This window comes from Erwinia aphidicola (assembly GCF_024169515.1).
GTDB lineage: Bacteria > Pseudomonadota > Gammaproteobacteria > Enterobacterales > Enterobacteriaceae > Erwinia > Erwinia aphidicola.
On sequence record NZ_JAMKCQ010000001.1, the window covers coordinates 1,269,859 to 1,291,886 of the forward strand.

Below are 22,028 nucleotides of genomic sequence, written 5' to 3' on the forward strand. Positions count from 1 at the left end.
TCGCTTTAGCCGGGTGATGTTTAATTTACGTTATGCTAACAGCCTGAGGCATTAGCGGGTCTACGTCAAATTCACTTCCCGCTGTTTTCACGCGGCTTGCGCAGCACTTCGTCAATCTGCGGCTTATCGATTGGCCCACTGATGTGGTAGCGCAGCACCGAAATTTTATTCCACAGTGGGCCGAGCACCTTACTGGCAGCAAACACGGCGGCACCGACGACCGGATTGACCGCAAAGGCCGTCGCCACGCCAACAGTGGCGGAGATTTCCGGCGCGACGGTGGCTTCCATATCGATGCGGCGTTTAACCAGGTCCACATTGCCTTTCATCGCGATGTCCGCTTCCAGCCCGTCCACCAGGAGATTATCCGTACGCATCATGCCATTTTCGATCCAGGCCGTGCCGTTGATCGAGTCAAACCAGAAGCCCTGGCTGAAGGTATCGCTAAAGTCGAGGCGCAGCTTGCGTACCAGCGAATCAAAGCTCACCAGCCGCAGCAGCTGCCCGGCGCGCCCGGTGGAGACGTCGGCAATCTGTCCGGCGCCGAGGTGGGATTTTAGTACGCCGCTCAGCGTCTCTTCCGAAGGCTGCCACGGGGCAGAGCGCCAGTGCAGGTCATACTCGAGCCTGAACGGTGCATCGCGCAGTGGCGACGTAACGCCAAACCAGTTGGTGGCCTCATCGATTTTTTTACCGCTCAGCACGCCTTTCAGTGAGGTGCGCTGCTCGCCGGGCTTGTTGACCCACTCACCATTGACCGTCAGGTGGGTATTGCCGCTGTCTATCAGGCCGTTGGCTAACGTCAGGGTATCGCCGGACGGCGTCAGCTCGGCTTTCATCACGCCAAATTTCTGCCCGCGTAGCCAGCACTCATCGCAATTCAGGCGCAGTGCCGGCCAGCGGCTGAAGTTGATCGACGAGGCATCCTGCGGCAGCGGTACCGAGCCGCTACCTTTACTGTCCCACTGCGGGTTGTAATAAAGGTATTTCAGGTTAGCCAGCCACGGGCCATTTTTGGCAATCGCCAGCGATCCGTTAATCTCTTTGCCCTGTGCCTGTACCGTCATCTCGCCCCCCATTGCCTGGCTGAGAGTCGCCGTCAGATCCTGCCACTGCTGGCCCGCCAGCGTCAGTGTCGGGGTGTGCAGTTTAATATCGCCCGGCAGATACGCGCTGCCTGCCTGACCGCCCGCACCGCTACCAACACCAGCACCAGCACCGAGCAGCCCAATCCAGGCCTCACCGTCCAGCGGCGGCAGGTTCAGCACCATGCCGCGCGTATCCGGCAGCGCAGGGGTGCGCTGGGTGTCATTCTCCCAGATGCCGCGCTCAACGCGCAGCTGTTTGCCCAGCAGCCAGTGGCTGTTAAAGCGATGGCGCTCACCGACCGCACCGCTCAAATTGAAGCCGTTGAGATTACCCTTTACCAGTACCTTCACCGGCATGGCGCTGCCGCCCTTCTTATCGAGCGGAGAAGGTAAGCGACTACTCACATTTTTCAGATCGCCGTCGACATTAACCTGGTAGTTAGCCCCGCCGCCGTGCGGTAAACTAATCAGCACGTTGCTGCGCCACGGCACGCTGCCGCCCAGCTTTTTGCGCGCGGCTTCAGGGATCTGCGCAATATTGCCCGGCTGCCAGTTTGCGTTGAGATCGACGCCTATCTGGTAATCTTTCTCGCCTTCCTGCGTATTAAAGCTGACGCCGATCGGTTGACCAAACAGGCGCGCCGTCATTGCATCACTTTTCAGGTCACCATTATCGTAGGTAAAGCGGCCGGAAAGCTGCTCAAAGCGCGTTTCAATCGGTTTAACCAGCAGCGAGTTATTATTGAGGTTCACATCGCCCGTGGCGCGCACCTGCTCGCCGTCCAGCGGGATATCAAGATGTAAGTGACCACTCACATTACCGCCAATTTGCAGCTCATCCAGCGCGCCGCCGAGTGAAGGCTTAAGCGGGGATTGATTGAAGTAGTCGCGGATCTGCGGCCCGCCGCCTTTGATATCGCCATCAACGATCAGCTTTTCCTGCAGATAGTCAGGGATCACCGCCGAGATATTGTGCCCGTCCACCTCGCCCAGCTTGATCTTCTCTGCCTTCATCCACAGGCCGTTGTTGGCGAAGTCGAGGTCAATATCAAGGTTTTCCAACGCGGGCCAGCCGGGCTCAAATTCGTAGGTGGCCTTGCGCAGCGGCACGGCCACTTCAAACATCCCTTCATTATGCTTGAACGGAAAATCCTGCGGGTTACCGGCAAACAGCAGGGTAGCGTTGCTGACCTGCCCGCCTTTCAGCGCGCCGGTAAGATAGTGCACCAGATTCTTGCCCATCAGCGGCTCAGGGAAGTAACGCCAGGCCTGGCTGGCATCGCTCAGGTTAATACCGGCGAGAATATTGAGGCGCGGCGGCTGCCCTTTTGGCTGCTGATAGCTGAAATCGCCGTGCGCCCACAGGGAGTTCGCCTGCACGTCGAGCTGCTGACCGGATAACGTCAGCCCCTGCTCGCCGTACTGCCAGTTAATCTTTCCGCTAGCCTGGTTAATCTCCAGCGGCGCCCGGAACATCTCACCGTAAGGCAGCGAGGCCTGCTGAATGGCGAACGCCAGCTGCCCGTCGGCGACACTCCCGCTCAGTGAGCCGCTAAAATGCTCCATGCCCGGCAACAGCTCCCACTGCTGCCAGCTCAGATCCTGCCATTTCGCCTGGAAACGCGTACGCTCCGGCTGCTGCAGCGGCACATCGACCGCCAGCGCCTGTAGCTGTCCGCGCGGCTGTATCGAACGCCAGTTATCCAGCAGCTGCGGTGAAAGTTTGGCGAAAAGCGGCACCAGCGGATCAAGACGCTGCAGATCGAGGTCGGTGGCGCGCACGCGCAGTTCCGGCTGATGATCCGGCCCGGGCAGCAGGCTGTTTTCCGGCTGCCACATCAGGGAAAGCTGACCGTGCGGCCACGGCTGCCCGTCGGTAATAAAGCGCGTCTGCGGGATAGAGAGGTTCCACCCGCTGTTGAAACGGCTGATATGCGCGGTCAGGTTATCAACGCTGAGATGGTGCGACTGCCGATCGCCCTGCCAGTTCGCGCCCCCCTTCTTCAGCCAGACATCGCCATCGTGCACTTCGCCATTTTTCACGCTCATCCACGCCGCCAGGCTGAAGCGCGCGCTGTCGAGGCTGGTGTTATCGCGCATCCACTGGCCCAGCCACGGCTTCACATCGACGTCATCGGCCTGCATCCACACGCGGCCGGTGTCCAGATAGCCGTTGCTGTCGCTAAGATCGAGGCGTACCTGCACCACCCCGTGCTGCCCGGTAAAGCTGGAAAGGCTGACCAGTCCTTCCGCGCGGTGACGGGTTTTCTCATTCAGCCAGGTCAGCTGAGGGATCGCCAGTTCGGCACGCTGGCCGGAGGGCGTGACAAAGCTGATTTCGCTGTCGCGCAGATCAAAATGGTCAAACTGGCGCAGGAACAGGTCGTTGAGCTGCTCTACCTGAATGTTGGATTTGCCATTGTCGCCGGAGCTGAGCGGGGTATTGGTGACCAGATGGAACTGCCAGAAGGTCAGGTCACGAAACTGCCAGCGCAGGTGCAGTAGAGACTGCCAGACGTCGAGCGCCAGCGTCACGCGCTGAATTTTCAGTTCGCCACCGTCGGGCAATCCGGCCTGAATGTCTTTAATCTCAAGGCGCGGGCCGTAGTTTTCCCAGCTGCCTTCTAAAGAGCTGGCCTGCACCGGCACGCCGGTGGCGGAGGAGATATGTTCAAGGACAGGCGTGCGCCAGCCGTTGAGGTGAGGCATCAGCAGGCGTAAGCCACTGACCAGTAGCGCAGTCACCACGACTAACGTTGCGCCCGTCAGTAGCAAAATCCTCGGCAATCGCCTCACATACCTCTCCTTGTCACAGCCTGAATCTACATCATCACCACGTCAAACTGCTCCTGGGTATAGAGCGGTTCAACCTGGACTTTAACCTGTTTGCCGACAAATATTTCCACTTCCGCCAGCGCGTGCGACTCCTCACTTTTCAGCGCTTCGCCGACCGCGGGAGAAGCATAGACCAGGAAACGATCGGAGTCATAGGCATGATGCACCCTGACGATTTCACGCATGATCTCGTAACATACCGTTTCCACGGTTTTCAGCGTGCCGCGACCTTTGCATACCGGGCAATCCTGACACAATACATGCTCAATACTTTCACGGGTGCGTTTGCGCGTCATCTCCACCAGCCCGAGCTGGGAGAAGCCATTGACCCCGGTTTTCACCCGATCTTTACTCAGCGCCTGGTCGAGCGAGTGCAGCACGCGGCGGCGGTGATCTTCATTATTCATGTCGATAAAGTCGATAATGATAATCCCGCCCAGATTGCGCAGGCGCAGCTGGCGGGCAATCGCCTGCGTCGCTTCAATATTGGTATTGAAAATGGTCTCTTCGAGATTGCGATGGCCGACAAAAGCGCCAGTATTGATATCGATGGTGGTCATCGCTTCGGTCTGGTCGATGATCAGGTAGCCGCCGGATTTCAGCTCAACCTTACGGTCGAGAGAACGCTGGATCTCGTTTTCCACATCAAACAGATCGAAGATGGGCTGCTTGCCGGTGTACAGCTCCAGCTTAGCGGTCATCTCCGGGATATATTCACCGGTAAATTCCACCAGATGTTCGAAGGTCAGACGTGAGTCGATGCGGATGCGGTCAAGCGCAGCCCCGGCGAAGTCACGCAGGATGCGCTGCGACAGGGCAACTTCTCCATACAGGCGGCAGCGCGTCTGGTTGCGCTTCTTACGCTCAATCACCTTGGTCCACAGCCGCTTCAGGAACGCTGCGTCGGAGGCCAGCTCATCTTCACCCACGCCTTCGGCGGCGGTACGGATAATGTAGCCGCCCAGTTCGTCGCAGTAACCTGCAACCACGGCCTTCAGGCGGTCACGCTCGGCTTCGCTCTCGATGCGCTGCGATACGCCGACGTGCGATGCACCCGGCATAAATACCAGATAGCGCGAAGGCAGGGTAATATCGGTGGTCAGACGCGCGCCTTTGGTGCCGAGGGGATCCTTCACCACCTGCACCATCAGGTCCTGGCCCTGACGCACCAGCTCGGAGATATCGCGCACGATAAAGTTTTTCTTTTCGTCACGCGCCACGCATTCGGTGTGCGGCATAATATCGGAAGCGTGCAGGAACGCGGCTTTTTCCAGGCCGATATCGACAAACGCTGCCTGCATTCCCGGCAGTACCCGGCTGACGCGGCCCTTGTAGATGTTACCTACGATACCGCGGCGCGCTTCACGCTCAATGTGGATCTCCTGCAGGATCCCGCCATCAATATAGGCAACGCGGGTTTCTGACGGGGTAATATTTACCAGCAGTTCAGCTGTCATCTTGACCTCTCACTTCACGCAGCGACTGAAAATGGCTGAACAGCTCGGCGGTTTCCACCAGTGGCAGCCCAACGACCGCGTGATAGCTTCCATTAATTTTTCTGACAAAGTTGCCGCCCAGTCCCTGAATACCGTATGCCCCGGCTTTGTCCATCGGTTCACCGCTGGCAACATAGCTGGCAATATCTTCGGCCGTGAGCGCGCGGAAAGTGACGTCAGTGATCACCAGGCAATCCAGCGTTTGCTGACGGTCTGCCAGCGCAACGGCGGTCATAACCTGATGCGTCTGGCCGGAGAGCTTCGCCAGCATCGCGCCTGCGGCGGCCGTATCGACCGGCTTCTCCAGCACTTCATTATTCAGTACCACGATGGTATCCGCCCCCAGCACCGGCAGATCCTGTGCCGCCACGGCGACACCCGCCTGCGCTTTATCATGGGCGAGTCGGCGGACATACTGCTGCGCCGTTTCGCCGTCATGCCGCTGCTCTTCCACCTCGGTGGCGAGGCGTTCAAATGACAGGCCAAGCTGAGTCAGCAGTTCACGACGACGGGGGGAGCCAGAAGCCAGATACAGGGATACCATAATTGTCCTTTATTGTACGGCGAACTGGCGGCGAATCTTTCTCATCAGTAAGAACAACCACGGCCAGAGTACACCGTCGACGACGCTGCTCCAGAATATTTCCGGGCGAAAAGAGACATTAATCACTAAAAACTCTGCCCAGAAAACAACAACATCCATCGCCAGCGACAGCACCATCACCATCAGTGCCTGCTGCCACAGCGCCAGATTGCGGAACAGCTGGAATTTGAATGCCACCAGGTATGCGACGATGCTCAGCGCCAGTGCACGCACGCCGAGGGTCGAACCGGAGATGAGATCCATTATAGATCCCATCACGAAGCCGGTACCGACATTCACGCGGTGCGGCAGCGCCAGCGTCCAGTAAATGAGGATCAGCAGCAGCCAGGAGGGCCGGAACATATAGAACTGTTCCGGCCACGGCATAATTTGCAGCACCAGCGCGACCAGGAAGGAGAGCCAGATGACCCAGCGCCCCTGACTGCGATAGCGACTCAAGGCTGCACCCCACGCACGGCGGACTGGGTGCGCACAGGCGCCGCTGCCGGCGCGGCAGTTTGCGTGGCCGCCGCAGGGGCTGGCGGTGCCGGTGGCCCGACGACTTCACTCGCCTGCGGTAACACCTGCGGCATCATCTGCATCAGGCGCTCGTTGGCCACGCGGTGCACTTCATCCGGCGCCATTGGCATCGTGCCATTGCGATCGGCGCCCCACAGCAGCAGCAGATAACGCAGGCGCTGCAGGCCAGCGGTTGGACGTGCCTGGATCACGGTATAAGCGCGCTGGGTATCAACTTTCACTGATGACACTACGCCAACCGGATAGCCTTCAGGGAAGCGTCCACCCAGCCCGGAGGTCACCAGCACATCACCGACGCGGATATCGGTGTTACCCGGCAGATGCTCCAGCTGAAGATCTTCGGTGCAGCCGTTACCGGCAGCAATCACCCGGATGTCATTGCGCAGCACCTGAATGGGCAGCGCGTGTGAAGCATCGCAGATCAGCAGCACGCGGCTGGTGATTTTACCCACCGCCACCACCTGGCCGACCACGCCTTTATCGCTGATCACCGGCTGACCTTCATACACGCCGTTGACGCTGCCTTTGTCGATCACCACCTGATCGGTGTAAGGATCGGTACCGGTAGAGATCACCTGCGTCACCATTTTCTGCTCATCCTGACGCAGTGGTGAACCCAGCAGTTCGCGTAAGCGGGCGTTTTCCTGCTTAAACTGCCCCAGCATCAGCAATTCGCTGTTTTTCAGGATCAGTTCACGCTGTAAGGCTTTATTTTCCAGCTCGAGCTGCTGGCGGGAGGCCAATGTTTCAGAAACATTGTCCAGAATTTGACGCGGCCCGTTGGCCAGGAAGTAGAATGGACTGACGGCAGTGTCCATATAGGTGCGGATCTGGGAGAAAGCTCCCATACGACTGTCGGCAACAATTACGCCTATTGCCACTATAACCGCTAAAAATAAGCGTAACTGCAGGGAAGGCCCCCTGCTGAACATCGGCTTCATAAACTCGGCGTTTTCCTCGACAACATGAAAAAGGAGTGCGGGCAGCGCCCCGGCACTCCTTCAGGCAGATTATTCTTCGCTGAACAAATCGCCGCCGTGCATGTCGATCATTTCCAACGCTTTACCACCGCCGCGCGCAACGCAGGTCAGTGGATCTTCTGCAACGACCACCGGGATCCCGGTCTCTTCCATAAGCAGGCGGTCCAGGTTACGCAGCAGCGCACCACCACCGGTCAGTACCATGCCACGTTCGGAGATGTCCGATGCCAGTTCTGGCGGACACTGTTCCAGCGCAACCATCACCGCGCTCACGATACCGGTTAACGGCTCCTGCAACGCTTCGAGGATCTCGTTGGAGTTCAGAGTGAATCCACGCGGAACCCCTTCTGCCAGGTTACGACCGCGTACTTCAATTTCGCGCACTTCGTCGCCCGGGTAGGCTGAACCGATCTCATGCTTAATACGCTCTGCGGTGGCTTCACCAATCAGAGAGCCGTAGTTACGGCGCACATAATTAATAATCGCTTCGTCGAAGCGGTCACCGCCGATACGCACGGAAGAGGAGTAAACCACACCGTTCAGCGAGATCACGGCGACTTCAGTGGTACCACCACCGATATCCACCACCATTGAGCCGGTCGCTTCAGAAACGGGCAGGCCAGCACCGATTGCCGCAGCCATCGGTTCTTCAATCAGGAACACTTCACGTGCCCCAGCGCCCTGCGCGGATTCGCGAATGGCACGGCGTTCGACCTGAGTCGCACCTACCGGTACACACACCAGCACGCGCGGGCTTGGGCGCATGAAGCTGTTGCTGTGAACCTGTTTGATAAAGTGCTGCAGCATTTTTTCGGTGACAAAGAAGTCGGCGATAACGCCATCTTTCATTGGGCGAATAGCTGCGATATTGCCGGGGGTACGACCCAGCATCTGTTTGGCGTCATGACCGACTGCCGCCACGCTTTTAGGGGAACCGGCACGATCCTGACGGATAGCAACGACGGAAGGCTCATTAAGAACAATGCCCTGCCCTTTCACGTAAATCAGGGTATTGGCGGTACCCAGGTCGATGGACAAGTCGTTGGAAAACATGCCACGGAATTTTTTAAACATACTAAAGGATAATCCTGCAAGCTGGGGGCGGAAAATAAAATCCGCTTACTTTACCAACCACACGAAGCAGCGACAAGGCGCAAAAACGTTCTGCTCCGGTGAAAAATCATGCTATCTCGCGCCAGCGTCACAACCTTAAGCATCTGTTGTGAGACAGAGGCCGTCATTCCGGCAATCTGCTCTGGTTTTCCGACGATTCAGCGGACATAACATACATAAAAATTAACATTTTCAGTTTCGCCTGGGCCTGCGACAAAGCCGCATCGCACCACGACCGCGCGGGTATTCTACGTGAAAACCCGCCAGACGTGAGACTAAACTCGATATCTTTGCGAATATTTTTTCACGCTACTGTTAACCGGTTGTGAGGTAGCGAAAAAGTCCCCCTGACCACCAGTAACGCCCAGCTCAACCAGGGTTTGCCACTCTTCCTTAAAACGCACTCCCGCGGCAAAAACCTCAGTTGAAGTCTGCTTACAGCTCTCCAGCAGGCTTTGTACAAACAGCTGATTTTCGGTACGCCGATCGATATTGCGTACCAGGCCCGGATGCAGCTTGATCAACCGCACCTGAAACTGCTTGATATAGGCGGTACTGACCACCGTTAACCCTGCCTGATTCACCGCTACGCTACAGCCAAAACCGTAGAGTAAGCGGAACACCGGTTCTAAGCGGCTGATGTGTTGACACACATCCGCTTCTGCAAGTTCAAATAAAATACGTTTTCTTTGCGATTTAGTGCATTGCAGCAGCATATCGCGCAGCCAGTGCAGGAATGAGCGCTGTAATAATGAGTCGAGGGTCAACGGGATAGCAAGCGTTTCCTCCGGCCAGAGTTCGATCAGCGTCACGATACGCATCACCATCAGCCTGTCGTAGCGTTCCGCCAGCCCCAGCTGCTGCACCATCGGCAGATACTCCGCAGAGAGCAGCTCTTTCTCGCCGTCGAAGATGCGCGGCATCATCTCCCGGTGATCCACTTCACCGCGCGCATTGACCGCCGGTTTCTGGTAGAGCCGCGGTCCGCCACGGTTGACGGTATTTTCCAGTAAAGTGCGCCATTTCACGCTACCGCGCGCCAGATCCTGCTGCCCGCCTTCACCGACTGACCAGTTATTGCCGCCCAGCAAGGTCGCCTGCCGCGTCGCCAGCTCTGCATTTTCCATCACCTGCTGCGTGCTCTGCCCACTGCGCCAGCCGCTGATGCCGATATGGATCATATCGTCGCGATCGACCATACGCGTCGGCGGCAGTGTATCCACAGCGTTAATCAGCTGCGAGGCGATGCCGTCCGCATCTTTAACGCTGCGATGCGGCAGCAGAACGGCAAAATCGCTGCGGAAGTAGCGCGCCAGCAGTGCGCCGGGATAGCGCAGTACAAAGGTAGAAAGGATGTTGACGAGGGCAAACAGATAATCCTGCACCGCCGCATGGCCCCAGCGTTCGCTCAGGCTGTCGAAATCCGGCAGGCGGATCATCATCACCATGCCGTGCGTCCCGACCGCTTCGGGGTCTTCCAGTAGCGTGGTCAGCTGATTATCGAAAAACAGACGATTGTTCAGCCCGGTGCGGGCATCCTGGGCGGCAAACGCGCGGATTAACGTATCGATGCGATTATGCTGCTCGCCCGCCTCTTTCAGATCGCTCAGCAGCAGATCGATAGCGCTACTGGCCTTGGGCGGCCACTCATGGACCGAACCGGATCGCACTGTTGAACGCTCGCCCCTGATGATCGCTTCGGCACGCGCCTCCAGCCGCTCCATTCCCCGCAGCTGACGGTACATCCAGCGGTGAGCCTGTAACAGCAGCAGGGTCATGATCACCACCACCGCGACAATCGCCGACAGCGTTGAGGCGCCAATAAATGAGGTAAACCAAGTGCGGCTGAGATCGACCCACTGCACGCGCAGCGTCATATCCGCATGGCGCGGCAGCGGTAGCAGGATCTGGCGGTAGCGGTTGGGTTCGTCGTCCAGCAGCGACTGCTGATGGCGGGCAAGCTGCAGAAGGGGCGTTTGATGGCGCAGCAGCTCAATTCGCTCAATTTGCAGCGGATTCATTAGCTGACGCAGCCAGGGCTCAACCTGCTGTGGCGACTGAGTGAGGAGTGCGCTATCCACATCATCGGCCATCCGCTGGAGCCGATGTTCTGCCCGCTGGTTACTGAGATAAAAAAAGCTCAGCACGCAGCCCACCAGCATCAGTAATGTCGCCAGTGAACAAAGCAGCGTGACTATCGCAGAGAGTTTGGTGGTTAATCGCATCCTTGTGCCCATGTAACAGCGGTGATCGAGTCGTCATTAACACTGAACCGCAGCCTGATTGTTAACGACCGGAGAATTTCGGCTACCTGGCGGCAGCGGCGGGCAAAAATAACACAATCATCGCGCCGATTGCTTGCCCGGCGTCAGATAAAAACGCATTTTCGCGAGTATAGTCTCAGCAGGCTGCTATTTTCGTTACAGACATCATTTTCAGGAGATTCTTATGCAGGCACTGGTTCTCGAACAGTCTGAAGGCCACACCGTCGCGACGGTTAAGCAGATCGACGCGGATACGCTGCCGCCGGGCGATGTGACGGTGGACATTGACTGGTCAGGCATTAACTATAAAGACGCGCTGGCCATAACCGGTAAGGGCAAGATTATCCGCCAGTTCCCAATGGTGCCCGGCATTGACTTCGCCGGACGGGTGCATACCAGCAGCGACCCGCGTTTTCACAGCGGGCAGCCGGTACTGCTGACCGGTTGGGGGGTGGGTGAGAATCACTGGGGCGGGCTGGCCGAGCAGGCGCGGGTTAAGGCGGACTGGCTGGTGCCAATGCCGCAGGGCATGGACGGGCGCAAAGCGATGATTATCGGCACCGCAGGATTCACCGCGATGCTGTGCGTGATGGCGCTGGAAGAGGGAGGCGTCACCCCTGACAGTGGCGAGGTACTGGTTACCGGAGCCAGCGGCGGCGTGGGCAGTACCGCCGTGGCGCTGCTGCACGCGCTGGGTTATCGGGTGGCGGCGGTCAGCGGACGTGAATCAACGCACGACTATCTGCGTCAGCTCGGCGCCGATGAAATCCTGCCGCGCAGCGACTTCAGCGCGCAGTCGCGCCCGCTGGAGAAACAGCGCTGGGCCGGGGCCGTCGACACCGTAGGCGATCGCGTGCTGGCCAACGTGCTGGCGCAGACGCACTACAACGGCGTGGTCGCGGCCTGCGGCCTGGCGGGCGGCTTTGCGCTGCCCACTAGCGTGATGCCGTTTATTCTGCGCAACGTGCGCTTGCAGGGTATCGACTCAGTCATGACGCCCGCGCCGCGCCGCATCGAAGCGTGGAAACGCCTGCTGAAAGTGCTGCCCGCCGCGTTTTATCAGCAGGCCACGACGGAGGTTTCCCTTGCCGACGCCGCCACTGCTGCAGAAAAGCTGCTGAATAATCAGAGCACCGGCCGCACGCTGGTGCGCATCCGCTAACTGACCGCCCCTTCCCCTGCCGCCCGGCGGGGGATCTCTTCCAGGAAATTTCACATTTTTTGCCGATTACTCGCGCAAACTCCGGCCCTGAGCCATGCTCAACGTTATTCCCCTACAAAGAGCAAGGGTCGCCGATGAAACCCGTGAATAAACTGACTGAAAATGACGTCACGCCAGAAAGCGTGTTCAACAGCCGTCGCCGCACGCTGCTGAAAACCCTGGGCCTGAGCGCGGCGGCCCTGTCGCTGCCGAACGCCGCACGCGCGGATGTGCTGTCGTGGTTTAAAGGCCACGATCGCCCACCTGCACCCGCCGGTAAGCCACTTGATTTCAGTAAGCCACAGCAGTATCAGGCCGACCTTGCCCTGACGCCGGAAGATAAAGTTACCGGCTACAACAACTATTATGAATTTGGGCTGGATAAGGCCGATCCGGCAGCCAATGCCGGGACGCTGAAGACCACCGACTGGAAAATTGAGATCGGCGGCGAGGTCGGTAAACCGCTGACGCTGGATATGGATGACATCTTTAAACGCTTCCCGCAGGAACAGCGCATCTATCGCATGCGCTGCGTTGAAGCCTGGTCGATGGTAGTGCCGTGGATTGGCTTTGAGCTGGGCAAACTGCTGAAGGCCGCTGAGCCCACCAGCAATGCGCGCTATGTGGCCTTCCAGACCATTTATGCGCCGGATGAGATGCCCGGCCAGAAGGACCGCTTTATCGGCGGCGGCATGGATTATCCCTATGTTGAGGGGCTGCGCCTTGATGAAGCGATGCATCCACTCACCCTGCTCACCACCGGCGTATACGGCAAAGCCCTGCCGCCGCAGAACGGCGCCCCTATTCGCCTGACGGTGCCGTGGAAATACGGTTTCAAAGGGATCAAGTCGATCGTCAAAATCACTTTGGTGAAGGATATGCCGCCGACCACCTGGAACCAGACCGCCCCGAACGAATATGGCTTCTTTGCCAACGTGAACCCACACGTCGACCATCCGCGCTGGTCGCAGGCCAGCGAACGCTTTATCGGGTCCGGCGGTATTCTCGATGTGAAACGCCAGCCAACGCTGCTGTATAACGGCTATGCTGACCAGGTCGCTTCGCTGTATCGCGGGCTGAATCTGCGGGAAAACTTCTAAATGGTGCGCCTGTCGGTTAAACAGATCACCGGACTGAAGGTTGTGCTGCATCTCGCCGGATTTCTGCCCCTGCTGTGGCTGCTGTTATCCATCGATCAGGGTTGGTTTAGCGCCGATCCAGCGAAAGATATCCAGCATTTTACCGGCAGGATGGCGTTGAAATTTCTGTTGGGGTCGCTGCTGATCGCTCCGCTGGCGCGCTATGGTAAGCAACCGCTGCTGATCCGCGTGCGCCGTCTGCTCGGGCTGTGGTGTTTTGCCTGGGCGACCCTGCACCTGGTGAGCTACTCCCTGCTGGAGCTGGGTATCAGCAATCTTGGCCTGCTCGGCTCGGAGCTGGTTTCGCGCCCTTATCTGACGCTCGGCATTATCAGCTGGCTTATTTTGCTGGCGCTGGCACTCACCTCTTTCCAGAAAGCGCAGCGCAAGTTGGGTAAACGCTGGCAGCTGCTGCACAATGGCGTCTATCTGGTCGCGATCCTTGCGCCCATTCACTACCTGTGGTCAGTTAAGGTTTACTCGCCGCAGCCGTGGATTTATGCGCTAATTGCGGCGATCCTGCTGGCCTGGCGCTATAAGAAGATTCGCAATTGGTTCCGATAAGCGAACCGCGAATATTGTGTCCCACCCCACAGTTGCTACACTCAACTGCGCCTTTTTTCAGCGGCGCGGTTGATCATCTTCGCTGATACGACCAGTATTTAGCTGCTAATTGCGTTGATATCGTTATAATGCCCGACTTCGAAGGGTGACCAGGGCCAAATTTCATCTGAAAAGGTGACAAATCGGCTTTGGCGATGTATTTTGTGCGATGCCTCAGTTATCGCAGGAGATAGCAGCAAGATGACCGATAAGTTTCATGTACTGCTCTTAAACGGCCCCAACCTGAATTTGCTGGGGAGCCGTGAGCCTGAGAAGTATGGTCACACCACGCTGGCCGATATTGTCAGCGATCTGACCGCACAGGCAGGCAAACTCAACGTGACTCTGAGCCATCTCCAGTCCAATGCGGAACATGCGTTAATTGATCGCATTCATGAAGCGAAAGGCAATGTCGATTATATCGTCATTAACCCGGCGGCATTCACTCATACCAGCGTAGCACTGCGTGATGCGCTGCTGGCGGTGAGTATTCCGTTTATCGAAGTTCATCTGTCCAATGTGCATGCTCGTGAGCCCTTTCGCCATCATTCGTATCTTTCTGATATTTCTGCCGGCGTGATCTGTGGACTTGGCGTCGACGGTTATTCCTGGGCTTTACAGACGGCAGTTAAACGCCTGTCACCATCTAATTAAACAGAGTACGGAACCACACTCATGGATATTCGTAAGATTAAAAAACTGATCGAACTGGTTGAAGAATCAGGCATCGCTGAACTGGAAATCTCTGAAGGCGAAGAGTCAGTTCGCATCAGCCGCTCACCAGCTAACGTCGGTTACCCGATGATGCAGCAGGCGTATGCTGCGCCGATGATGCAGCAGCAGCAGCCAGCTCTGGCTACCGCCGTTGCTCCAGCGACCGCTCCAGCAATGGAAGCGCCAGCTGCTGCCGAGATCAGTGGCCATATCGTGCGTTCCCCAATGGTCGGTACTTTCTACCGCACCCCAAGCCCTGACGCGAAAGCGTTTGTGGAAATCGGTCAGAAAGTTAACGCCGGTGACACCCTGTGCATCGTTGAAGCGATGAAAATGATGAACCAGATCGAAGCCGATAAATCCGGCGTTGTGAAAGCGATTCTGGTCGAAAGCGGTCAGCCTGTTGAGTTTGACGAGCCGCTGGTAGTCATCGAATAACGAGGCGAACCATGCTGGATAAAATTGTAATTGCTAACCGCGGTGAAATCGCGCTGCGTATTCTGCGTGCCTGTAAAGAGCTGGGCATCAAGACCGTTGCTGTCCACTCCACGGCCGATCGCGACCTGAAGCACGTGCTGCTGGCGGATGAAACCGTCTGTATCGGCCCGGCTCCATCGGTTAAAAGCTATCTGAACATCCCGGCGCTGATCTCCGCGGCGGAAATCACCGGCGCCGTGGCTATCCACCCTGGCTACGGCTTCCTGTCTGAGAATGCCGACTTTGCTGAGCAGGTTGAGCGCTCTGGCTTTATCTTCATCGGCCCGAAAGCTGACACGATCCGCCTGATGGGCGACAAAGTGTCGGCGATCACCGCGATGAAAAAATCCGGTGTACCGACCGTACCTGGATCTGACGGTCCGCTGACCGAAGATATGGAAAAAAACCGTGCCTTCGCCAAACGTATCGGCTACCCGGTAATCATCAAAGCCTCCGGCGGCGGCGGCGGTCGTGGTATGCGCGTCGTGCGCAGCGACAAAGATCTGGAACAATCCATCAACATGACGAAAGCGGAAGCCAAAGCGGCTTTCAACAACGACATGGTGTACATGGAGAAGTACCTGGAAAACCCTCGCCACGTCGAAATTCAGGTATTGGCAGATGGTCAGGGCAACGCGATCTATCTGGCAGAACGTGACTGCTCCATGCAGCGCCGTCACCAGAAAGTCGTGGAAGAGGCGCCAGCACCAGGCATCACCGAAGAGATGCGTCGCTACATCGGCGAGCGCTGCTCGAAAGCCTGCGTAGAGATCGGCTATCGCGGTGCAGGTACCTTCGAGTTCCTGTACGAAAACGGCGAGTTCTACTTCATTGAGATGAACACCCGTATTCAGGTTGAGCACCCGGTTACCGAGATGATCACCGGCGTTGACCTGATCAAAGAGCAGCTGCGCATTGCTGCCGGTCAGCCGCTGTCGATCAAACAGGAAGAGGTGATCATCCGTGGTCATGCGGTGGAATGCCGTATTAACGCTGAAGATCCTAACACCTTCCTGCCAAGCCCTGGCAAGATCACCCGCTTCCATGCACCGGGTGGCTTTGGCGTGCGCTGGGAATCTCATATCTACGCCGGCTATACCGTGCCGCCGTACTATGATTCCATGATCGGCAAACTGATCACTTTCGGTGAGAACCGCGATGTGGCGATTTCACGCATGAAAAATGCGCTGGCTGAGCTGATCATCGATGGGATCAAAACCAATATCGAACTGCAGATGAAAATCATGTCAGACGAGAACTTCCAGCACGGTGGGACCAATATCCACTATCTGGAGAAGAAACTCGGCCTGCAGGAGAAGTAATCAAGCGCGGGTCTGGCATGCCTGCCCCTGCCCGTGGGGGGCGGTTATCGCGCCACTGCGCTATTGTTGCGGGCCGGGCATGCCCGGCCCGCAACAATGTCAGCGATCGATATGCAGAGGGGCCGATTATTCGGCCCCTTCTTATTTGGGAAAGAAACGCATGGAAAAACGTTTTGTACAGGCCCACCGTGAAGCTCGCTGGTCTTTCTGGCTGGCGGTGGCTTATCTCGCCTGCTGGGCGCTGTCAGCCTGGCTGCCGGGCGACGCGCAGGGGGTAACCGGCCTGCCGCACTGGTTCGAAATGGCCTGCCTGCTAATACCCGGCCTGTTTATCTTTCTCTGCTGGCTGATGGTGCGCGTCGTCTTCCGCGACATTCCTCTGGAGGACGATAAACATGAAGTTTGAAATTATTCTGCCGCTGATTGGCTATCTGCTGCTGGTCGCCGGTTTATCTGTCTTTGCCATGCGCCAGCGCCGCGCCGGCAGCTTCCTGAGCGAGTATTTCCTCGGCAGCCGCTCGATGGGCGGCTTTGTGCTGGCCATGACGCTGACAACCACCTATATCAGCGCCAGTTCATTTATCGGCGGTCCGGGAGCAGCCTATAAATATGGGCTCGGCTGGGTGCTGCTGTCGATGGTGCAGGTGCCTGCCGTCTGGCTGTCGCTTGGCGTGCTGGGCAAGAAGTTTGCCATTCTGGCGCGCCGCTACAATGCAGTCACCCTCAACGATATGCTGTACGCGCGCTATCGCAGCCCGCTGCTGGTGTGGCTGGCAAGCCTGAGCCTGCTGGTCGCCTTTATCGGCGCGATGACCGTGCAGTTCATCGGCGGAGCGCGCCTGCTGGAAACCGCCGCCGGGATCCCCTACGACAAAGGTCTGCTGATTTTTGGCAGCACCATTGCGCTGTATACCGCCCTTGGCGGCTTCCGCGCCAGCGTGCTGAATGATGCGATGCAGGGCGTGGTGATGCTGATTGGCACCTTCCTGTTACTGTTTGCCGTGATCCATGCCGCAGGCGGAATGCACAGCGCCGTCAGCACGCTGCAGAAAATTGATCCGCAGCTGGTCTCTTCATCCGGCGTCGGGGGCATTTTGACGCCCACCTTCCTTGCCTCGTTTTCGGTGCTGGTCTGCTTTGGGGTGATTGGCCTGCCGCATACGGCGGTGCGCTGCATCTCCTATAAAGACAGTAAGGCGATGCATCTGGCGATCCTGCTCGGCACCGTGGTGGTCGCCGTGCTGATGCTGGGTATGCACCTGGCGGGCGCGCTGGGACGCGCGGTACTGCCTGACCTGGCGATCCCCGATCAGGTGATCCCGACGCTGATGATCCAGGTGTTGCCGCCGCTGGCTGCCGGCATTTTCCTGGCGGCACCGATGGCGGCGATCATGTCCACCATTAATGCCCAGCTGCTACAATCATCGGCGACGATCGTCAAAGATCTGTTTTTGCGCGTGCGCCCGCAGCACCTGGATAACGAACCGCTGCTGAAACGTCTCTCTTCCGCGATAACCCTGGTGCTGGGCATGCTGCTGCTGCTGGCGGCCTGGAACCCGCCGGATATGATCATCTGGCTTAATCTGCTGGCCTTTGGCGGTCTGGAAGCGGTGTTCCTCTGGCCGCTGGTACTGGGCCTTTATTGGGAGCGCGCTAACGCTGCTGGCGCACTGAGCAGTATGATCGCCGGTGCCGGTTGCTATACCCTGCTCGCCAGCCTGAATCTGCAACCGTGGGGCTTCCACCCTATCGTGCCAGCGCTGCTGCTTAGCCTGCTGGCGTTTGTCATTGGCAACCGCTTTGGCCGTGTTGACGCCGAAGCGGACACTGCCGCCCTATTGTCTGAATAAAGAGAATCGCTATGCCCTGGATACAAATGAAAATTAACAGCACCGGCGCCCAGGCTGAAGAGCTGAGCGACGCGCTGATCGAGAACGGGGCCGTTTCGGTCACCTTCCAGGATACGCATGATAATCCGGTGTTTGAGCCGCTGCCGGGCGAAACGCGCCTGTGGGGCGATACCGATGTGATTGGCCTGTTTGATGCCGAAACGGAGATGGAAGATGTCATCGCCGGGCTGGAGCAGTGCCCGCTGTTAGGCGCAGGTTTTCCGCATAAAATTGAGCAGATCGAGGACAAAGACTGGGAGCGTGAGTGGATGGATAACTTCCACCCGATGCGTTTCGGCGAGCGCCTGTGGATCTGCCCGAGCTGGCGCGATGTGCCGGACCCGCAGGCGGTGAACGTGATGCTTGACCCGGGCCTGGCGTTTGGCACCGGCACCCATCCCACTACCGCGCTGTGCCTTGCCTGGCTTGACGGCCTCGACCTGGCAGGCAAAACGGTGATCGACTTCGGCTGTGGCTCCGGCATTCTGGCGATTGCCGCGCTGAAGCTGGGGGCCGCCGCCGCTATCGGCATTGATATCGATCCACAGGCGATTCAGGCCAGCCGTGATAACGCCGAGCGTAACGGCGTATCAGAGCGTCTGTCGCTCTATCTGCCACACCAGCAGCCGGAGTACCTCAGTGCCGATGTGGTGGTGGCGAATATCCTTGCCGGCCCGCTGCGCGAACTGGCACCGCTGATTAGCGTACTGCCGATCGGCGGCGGGCATCTGGGTCTTTCCGGCGTACTGGCCAGCCAGGCCGAGAGCGTGTGTGAAGCCTATGCCGATACCTTTGTTCTCGACCCGGTGGCCGAGAAAGAAGAGTGGTGTCGCATTACCGGGATCCGCCGATAAAACAACCACCTGGCGCAGATCGGATGAGCTGCGCCAGCGCTTTACATCCGTCAGATGTCCCGAATAACAGGCAAACTGACGTGAATTATGTTGTTATCCAGGTCACAAAAAAAGAAAAATCTTTGTACACAATTTCGTCAATTTTTTTTAATCCCTTGTTTTATAAATGATTTAAAAAAATAAGCCCGCCAGGTAAGGCTTACCAGCCCCTGGCAACAGCGAATTGTTCAAAGTTTGGCCTTTCATCTTCCTGAAAAAATGCGTAATATACGCCGCCTTGCGGACACACTATGGTCACTTTTTTTTCATGCGCATAGGAAATCACCAGCTTCGTAATCGTTTGATTGCAGCCCCGATGGCCGGGATAACAGACAGGCCATTCAGGACCCTTTGCTATGCAATGGGCGCTGGGATGACTGTTTCCGAGATGATGTCGTCTAATCCTGAAGTCTGGAGCAGCGATAAGTCACGGTTGCGTATGGTTCACAGTGACGAACCTGGTATTCGTACCGTGCAAATTGCCGGTTGTGACCCGGAAGAGATGGCGGCAGCCGCGCGTATCAATGCAGCATCGGGTGCGCAGGTCATCGACATCAACATGGGGTGTCCGGCCAAAAAAGTGAATCGTAAGATGGCAGGTTCGGCACTGCTGCAGCATCCTGAGCTGGTGCAGTCTATCCTCTCAGCGGTGGTTAATGCAGTCGACGTACCGGTGACCTTAAAGATTCGCACTGGCTGGGATAGCGACAACCGCAACTGCGTAGAGATTGCCCAATTGGCTGAACGCTGTGGGATTCAGGCCCTGACCATTCACGGACGCACACGCGCGTGTTTGTTCAACGGCGAAGCTGAGTACGACAGCATTCGGACAGTTAAGCAGAACGTATCCATTCCGGTTATCGCGAATGGAGACATTACTGACCCGCATAAAGCCAGAGCCGTACTTGACTATACGGGGGCTGATGCCCTGATGATAGGACGGGCGGCTCAGGGAAGACCGTGGATCTTCCGGGAAATCCAGCACTATCTGGACACTGGGGAGCTGCTGGCACCGATGCCACTAGCTGAAGTAAAGCGCTTGCTCATCGGGCACTTACGGGAACTGCACGACTTTTATGGTCATCGCAAGGGATACCGTATTGCCCGGAAGCACGTCTCCTGGTATCTGCAGGAGCACGCCCCAAACGACCAGTTTCGGCGCACATTCAACGCCATAGAGGATGCCAGCGAACAGCTGGAGGCGTTGGAGGCATACTTCGAAAATCTTGCGTAATTAGAAATAAAGAGCTGACAGAACTATGTTCGAACAACGCGTAAATTCTGACGTACTGACCGTATCTACCGTAAATTCACAGGATCAGGTGACCCAAAAGCCACTTCGTGATTCGGTCAAACAGGCACTGAAGAACTATTTTGCTCAACTGAATGGTCAAGATGTAAGTGATCTGTATGAGCTGGTATTGGCTGAAGTAGAGCAGCCTCTGTTGGACATGGTGATGCAATACACCCGTGGCAACCAGACCCGTGCAGCCCTGATGATGGGTATCAACCGCGGTACACTGCGTAAGAAACTGAAAAAATACGGCATGAACTAATAGTCTTTGGCTATCATGTTGTTGCGAAAGCGCTTGTCCCTCCGGGGCTGGCGCTTTTTTATTTTTTGAGCGGATAAAATTTTCTTGTCAGATTATTCCTCTGCACATCTTCCTGAAGTCCCGTTAATCTGTGTAAAATTACAGCCAATGGAAATGCCTACCCAGGCCTGCAGCCCTTACCTTTCTGATAGCCGTGCGTCACGCCCCGCAAATGTAAAGTTCTGCCAGCTTAGGAAGCAGGCTAAACCATCGTCCTGAATGGGTGTCTGAGTGATTGTATCGCAGCTGATTGTTGTCAACTTGCGTTACAGGTTCTCTGGTCCTTAACGTCAAAATGAGCAATAGATGAAGCCGTCACAAAAATTCCGCCGGGGTTTTCTTCGCCCACGCTACTGGTTAACCTGGTTTGGCGTCAGCGTACTCTTTCTGCTGGTCCAACTCCCGTATCCTTTACTGCATAAGTTCGGCATCTGGATAGGACGCACTTCTATGCGCTTTATGAAGCGCCGCGTCTCGATTGCGCGCCGCAATCTGGAGCTGTGCTTTCCGGATATGGACAAAGATCAGCTGGAGCGCTGCATCGTCGGCAATTTCGAATCCCTGGGGATGGGCCTGATTGAAACCGGCATGGCCTGGTTTTGGTCCGACCGCCGCGTGAAGCGCTGGTTTAAAGTTAATGGCCTGCACAACCTGCAGGCTGCACAGGCCGATGGCCGTGGCGCGCTGATTATCGGCGTGCATTTTATGTCGCTGGAACTTGGCGGACGGGCAATGGGCCTCTGTCAGCCGATGATGGCCATGTATCGCCCGCATAACAACAAATTCATGGAGTGGGTGCAGACTAAAGGACGCATGCGCTCGAACAAAGCGATGATCAATCGTCGCGATCTGCGCGGTATGGTGCAGGCGCTGAAACAGGGTGAGGCCGTGTGGTTTGCACCGGACCAGGATTACGGCCCGAAAGGTAGCGTCTTCGCCCCGCTGTTTGCCGTACCTGAGGCGGCCACGACCAGCGGCACCTGGATGCTGGCACGCATGGCAAAACCTGCGCTGATCACCGTTGTGCTGATTCGCAACGAAGACGGCAGCGGCTATGAATTAGTGATCCAGCCAGAGCTGAAAGATTATCCCATCGAAAGCGAGCAGCAGGCTGCCGAGTACATGAACCGCGTCATTGAGCGCGAGATCATGCGTGCGCCCAATCAGTATATGTGGCTACACCGCCGCTTTAAAACGCGTCCCGGCGGAGCCAGTTCCCTCTATTAACCCGCGTTGCCCCCCTCCAGCGCCTCTGCGCGCTGGAGTTAGCCACTCTTTTTACACTTCAGTCACTAA

At 57.2% G+C, this 22,028-nt stretch carries 19 protein-coding genes; 12 read left to right on the forward strand and 7 right to left on the reverse strand.

Annotation, left to right across the window (positions count from 1 at the left end):
• Positions 1 to 71 precede the first annotated feature (71 nt).
• The 7 genes from yhdP to csrD form a co-directional block, all read right to left on the reverse strand.
• Positions 72 to 3,884, reverse strand: a complete 3,813-nt coding sequence (gene yhdP / locus J2Y91_RS05860; RefSeq protein ID WP_133622585.1) for an AsmA2 domain-containing protein YhdP — start codon at positions 3,882 to 3,884, stop codon at positions 72 to 74.
• Between the two features lie 26 nt (positions 3,885 to 3,910).
• Positions 3,911 to 5,380 carry a ribonuclease G gene (gene rng, locus J2Y91_RS05865; protein WP_048914421.1) on the reverse strand — a complete coding sequence of 490 codons (1,470 nt, stop codon included), beginning with the start codon at positions 5,378 to 5,380 and terminating at the stop codon, positions 3,911 to 3,913.
• Positions 5,370 to 5,963 (reverse strand): Maf family protein, encoded by a 594-nt coding sequence (locus tag J2Y91_RS05870; RefSeq protein ID WP_133622584.1) that lies wholly within the window; start codon positions 5,961 to 5,963, stop codon positions 5,370 to 5,372. The genes rng and J2Y91_RS05870 overlap by 11 nt, the downstream gene beginning before the upstream one ends.
• A 9-nt stretch (positions 5,964 to 5,972) precedes the next feature.
• Positions 5,973 to 6,461, reverse strand: a complete 489-nt coding sequence (gene mreD, locus J2Y91_RS05875; RefSeq protein ID WP_048914419.1) for a rod shape-determining protein MreD — start codon at positions 6,459 to 6,461, stop codon at positions 5,973 to 5,975.
• Positions 6,458 to 7,483 carry a rod shape-determining protein MreC gene (gene mreC / locus J2Y91_RS05880; RefSeq protein WP_048914418.1) on the reverse strand — a complete coding sequence of 342 codons (1,026 nt, stop codon included), beginning with the start codon at positions 7,481 to 7,483 and terminating at the stop codon, positions 6,458 to 6,460. The genes mreD and mreC overlap by 4 nt, the downstream gene beginning before the upstream one ends.
• A 69-nt stretch (positions 7,484 to 7,552) precedes the next feature.
• Complete coding sequence (gene mreB, locus J2Y91_RS05885) at positions 7,553 to 8,596, reverse strand: rod shape-determining protein MreB (protein ID WP_003855260.1); 1,044 nt, start codon at positions 8,594 to 8,596, stop codon at positions 7,553 to 7,555.
• 314 nt (positions 8,597 to 8,910) lie between these two features.
• Positions 8,911 to 10,860, reverse strand: a complete 1,950-nt coding sequence (gene csrD / locus J2Y91_RS05890; protein WP_133622583.1) for an RNase E specificity factor CsrD — start codon at positions 10,858 to 10,860, stop codon at positions 8,911 to 8,913.
• Between the two features lie 223 nt (positions 10,861 to 11,083).
• Between csrD and acuI the strand changes: the two genes are divergently transcribed.
• The 12 genes from acuI (at position 11,084) to lpxP (ending at position 21,959) form a co-directional block, all read left to right on the forward strand.
• Entirely contained in the window at positions 11,084 to 12,061 is a 978-nt protein-coding gene (gene acuI, locus J2Y91_RS05895; RefSeq protein WP_133622582.1) for an acrylyl-CoA reductase (NADPH), read from the forward strand.
• A 134-nt stretch (positions 12,062 to 12,195) separates the two neighbouring features.
• Positions 12,196 to 13,200: a protein-methionine-sulfoxide reductase catalytic subunit MsrP gene (msrP, locus tag J2Y91_RS05900; RefSeq protein WP_048914415.1), complete on the forward strand. Its 1,005-nt coding sequence runs from the start codon at positions 12,196 to 12,198 to the stop codon at positions 13,198 to 13,200.
• A gap of 3 nt (positions 13,201 to 13,203) precedes the next feature.
• Complete coding sequence (msrQ, locus tag J2Y91_RS05905) at positions 13,204 to 13,803, forward strand: protein-methionine-sulfoxide reductase heme-binding subunit MsrQ (protein WP_133624997.1); 600 nt, start codon at positions 13,204 to 13,206, stop codon at positions 13,801 to 13,803.
• Between the two features lie 240 nt (positions 13,804 to 14,043).
• Positions 14,044 to 14,496 carry a type II 3-dehydroquinate dehydratase gene (gene aroQ / locus J2Y91_RS05910; RefSeq protein ID WP_048914414.1) on the forward strand — a complete coding sequence of 151 codons (453 nt, stop codon included), beginning with the start codon at positions 14,044 to 14,046 and terminating at the stop codon, positions 14,494 to 14,496.
• 21 nt (positions 14,497 to 14,517) lie between these two features.
• Positions 14,518 to 14,994, forward strand: a complete 477-nt coding sequence (gene accB, locus J2Y91_RS05915; RefSeq protein ID WP_048914413.1) for an acetyl-CoA carboxylase biotin carboxyl carrier protein — start codon at positions 14,518 to 14,520, stop codon at positions 14,992 to 14,994.
• Positions 14,995 to 15,005: 11 nt separating this feature from the next.
• The gene (accC, locus tag J2Y91_RS05920; protein ID WP_048914412.1) at positions 15,006 to 16,355 is read left to right on the forward strand and encodes an acetyl-CoA carboxylase biotin carboxylase subunit; all 1,350 of its coding nucleotides are present in this window, start codon (positions 15,006 to 15,008) and stop codon (positions 16,353 to 16,355) included.
• A gap of 160 nt (positions 16,356 to 16,515) precedes the next feature.
• Positions 16,516 to 16,761 (forward strand): YhdT family protein, encoded by a 246-nt coding sequence (locus J2Y91_RS05925; RefSeq protein ID WP_048914411.1) that lies wholly within the window; start codon positions 16,516 to 16,518, stop codon positions 16,759 to 16,761.
• Positions 16,751 to 18,205, forward strand: coding sequence for a sodium/pantothenate symporter (panF, locus tag J2Y91_RS05930; RefSeq protein WP_133622581.1), 1,455 nt, complete (start codon positions 16,751 to 16,753; stop codon positions 18,203 to 18,205). Before J2Y91_RS05925 ends, panF begins: the two co-directional genes overlap by 11 nt.
• Positions 18,206 to 18,216: 11 nt before the next feature.
• Positions 18,217 to 19,098, forward strand: a complete 882-nt coding sequence (prmA, locus tag J2Y91_RS05935) for a 50S ribosomal protein L11 methyltransferase (RefSeq protein WP_133622580.1) — start codon at positions 18,217 to 18,219, stop codon at positions 19,096 to 19,098.
• 307 nt (positions 19,099 to 19,405) lie between these two features.
• Positions 19,406 to 20,371, forward strand: coding sequence for a tRNA dihydrouridine synthase DusB (gene dusB / locus J2Y91_RS05940; protein ID WP_048914408.1), 966 nt, complete (start codon positions 19,406 to 19,408; stop codon positions 20,369 to 20,371).
• Between the two features lie 25 nt (positions 20,372 to 20,396).
• Complete coding sequence (fis, locus tag J2Y91_RS05945) at positions 20,397 to 20,693, forward strand: DNA-binding transcriptional regulator Fis (protein WP_003855228.1); 297 nt, start codon at positions 20,397 to 20,399, stop codon at positions 20,691 to 20,693.
• Between the two features lie 345 nt (positions 20,694 to 21,038).
• Complete coding sequence (gene lpxP / locus J2Y91_RS05950; protein WP_133622579.1) at positions 21,039 to 21,959, forward strand: kdo(2)-lipid IV(A) palmitoleoyltransferase; 921 nt, start codon at positions 21,039 to 21,041, stop codon at positions 21,957 to 21,959.
• Positions 21,960 to 22,028 lie beyond the last annotated feature (69 nt).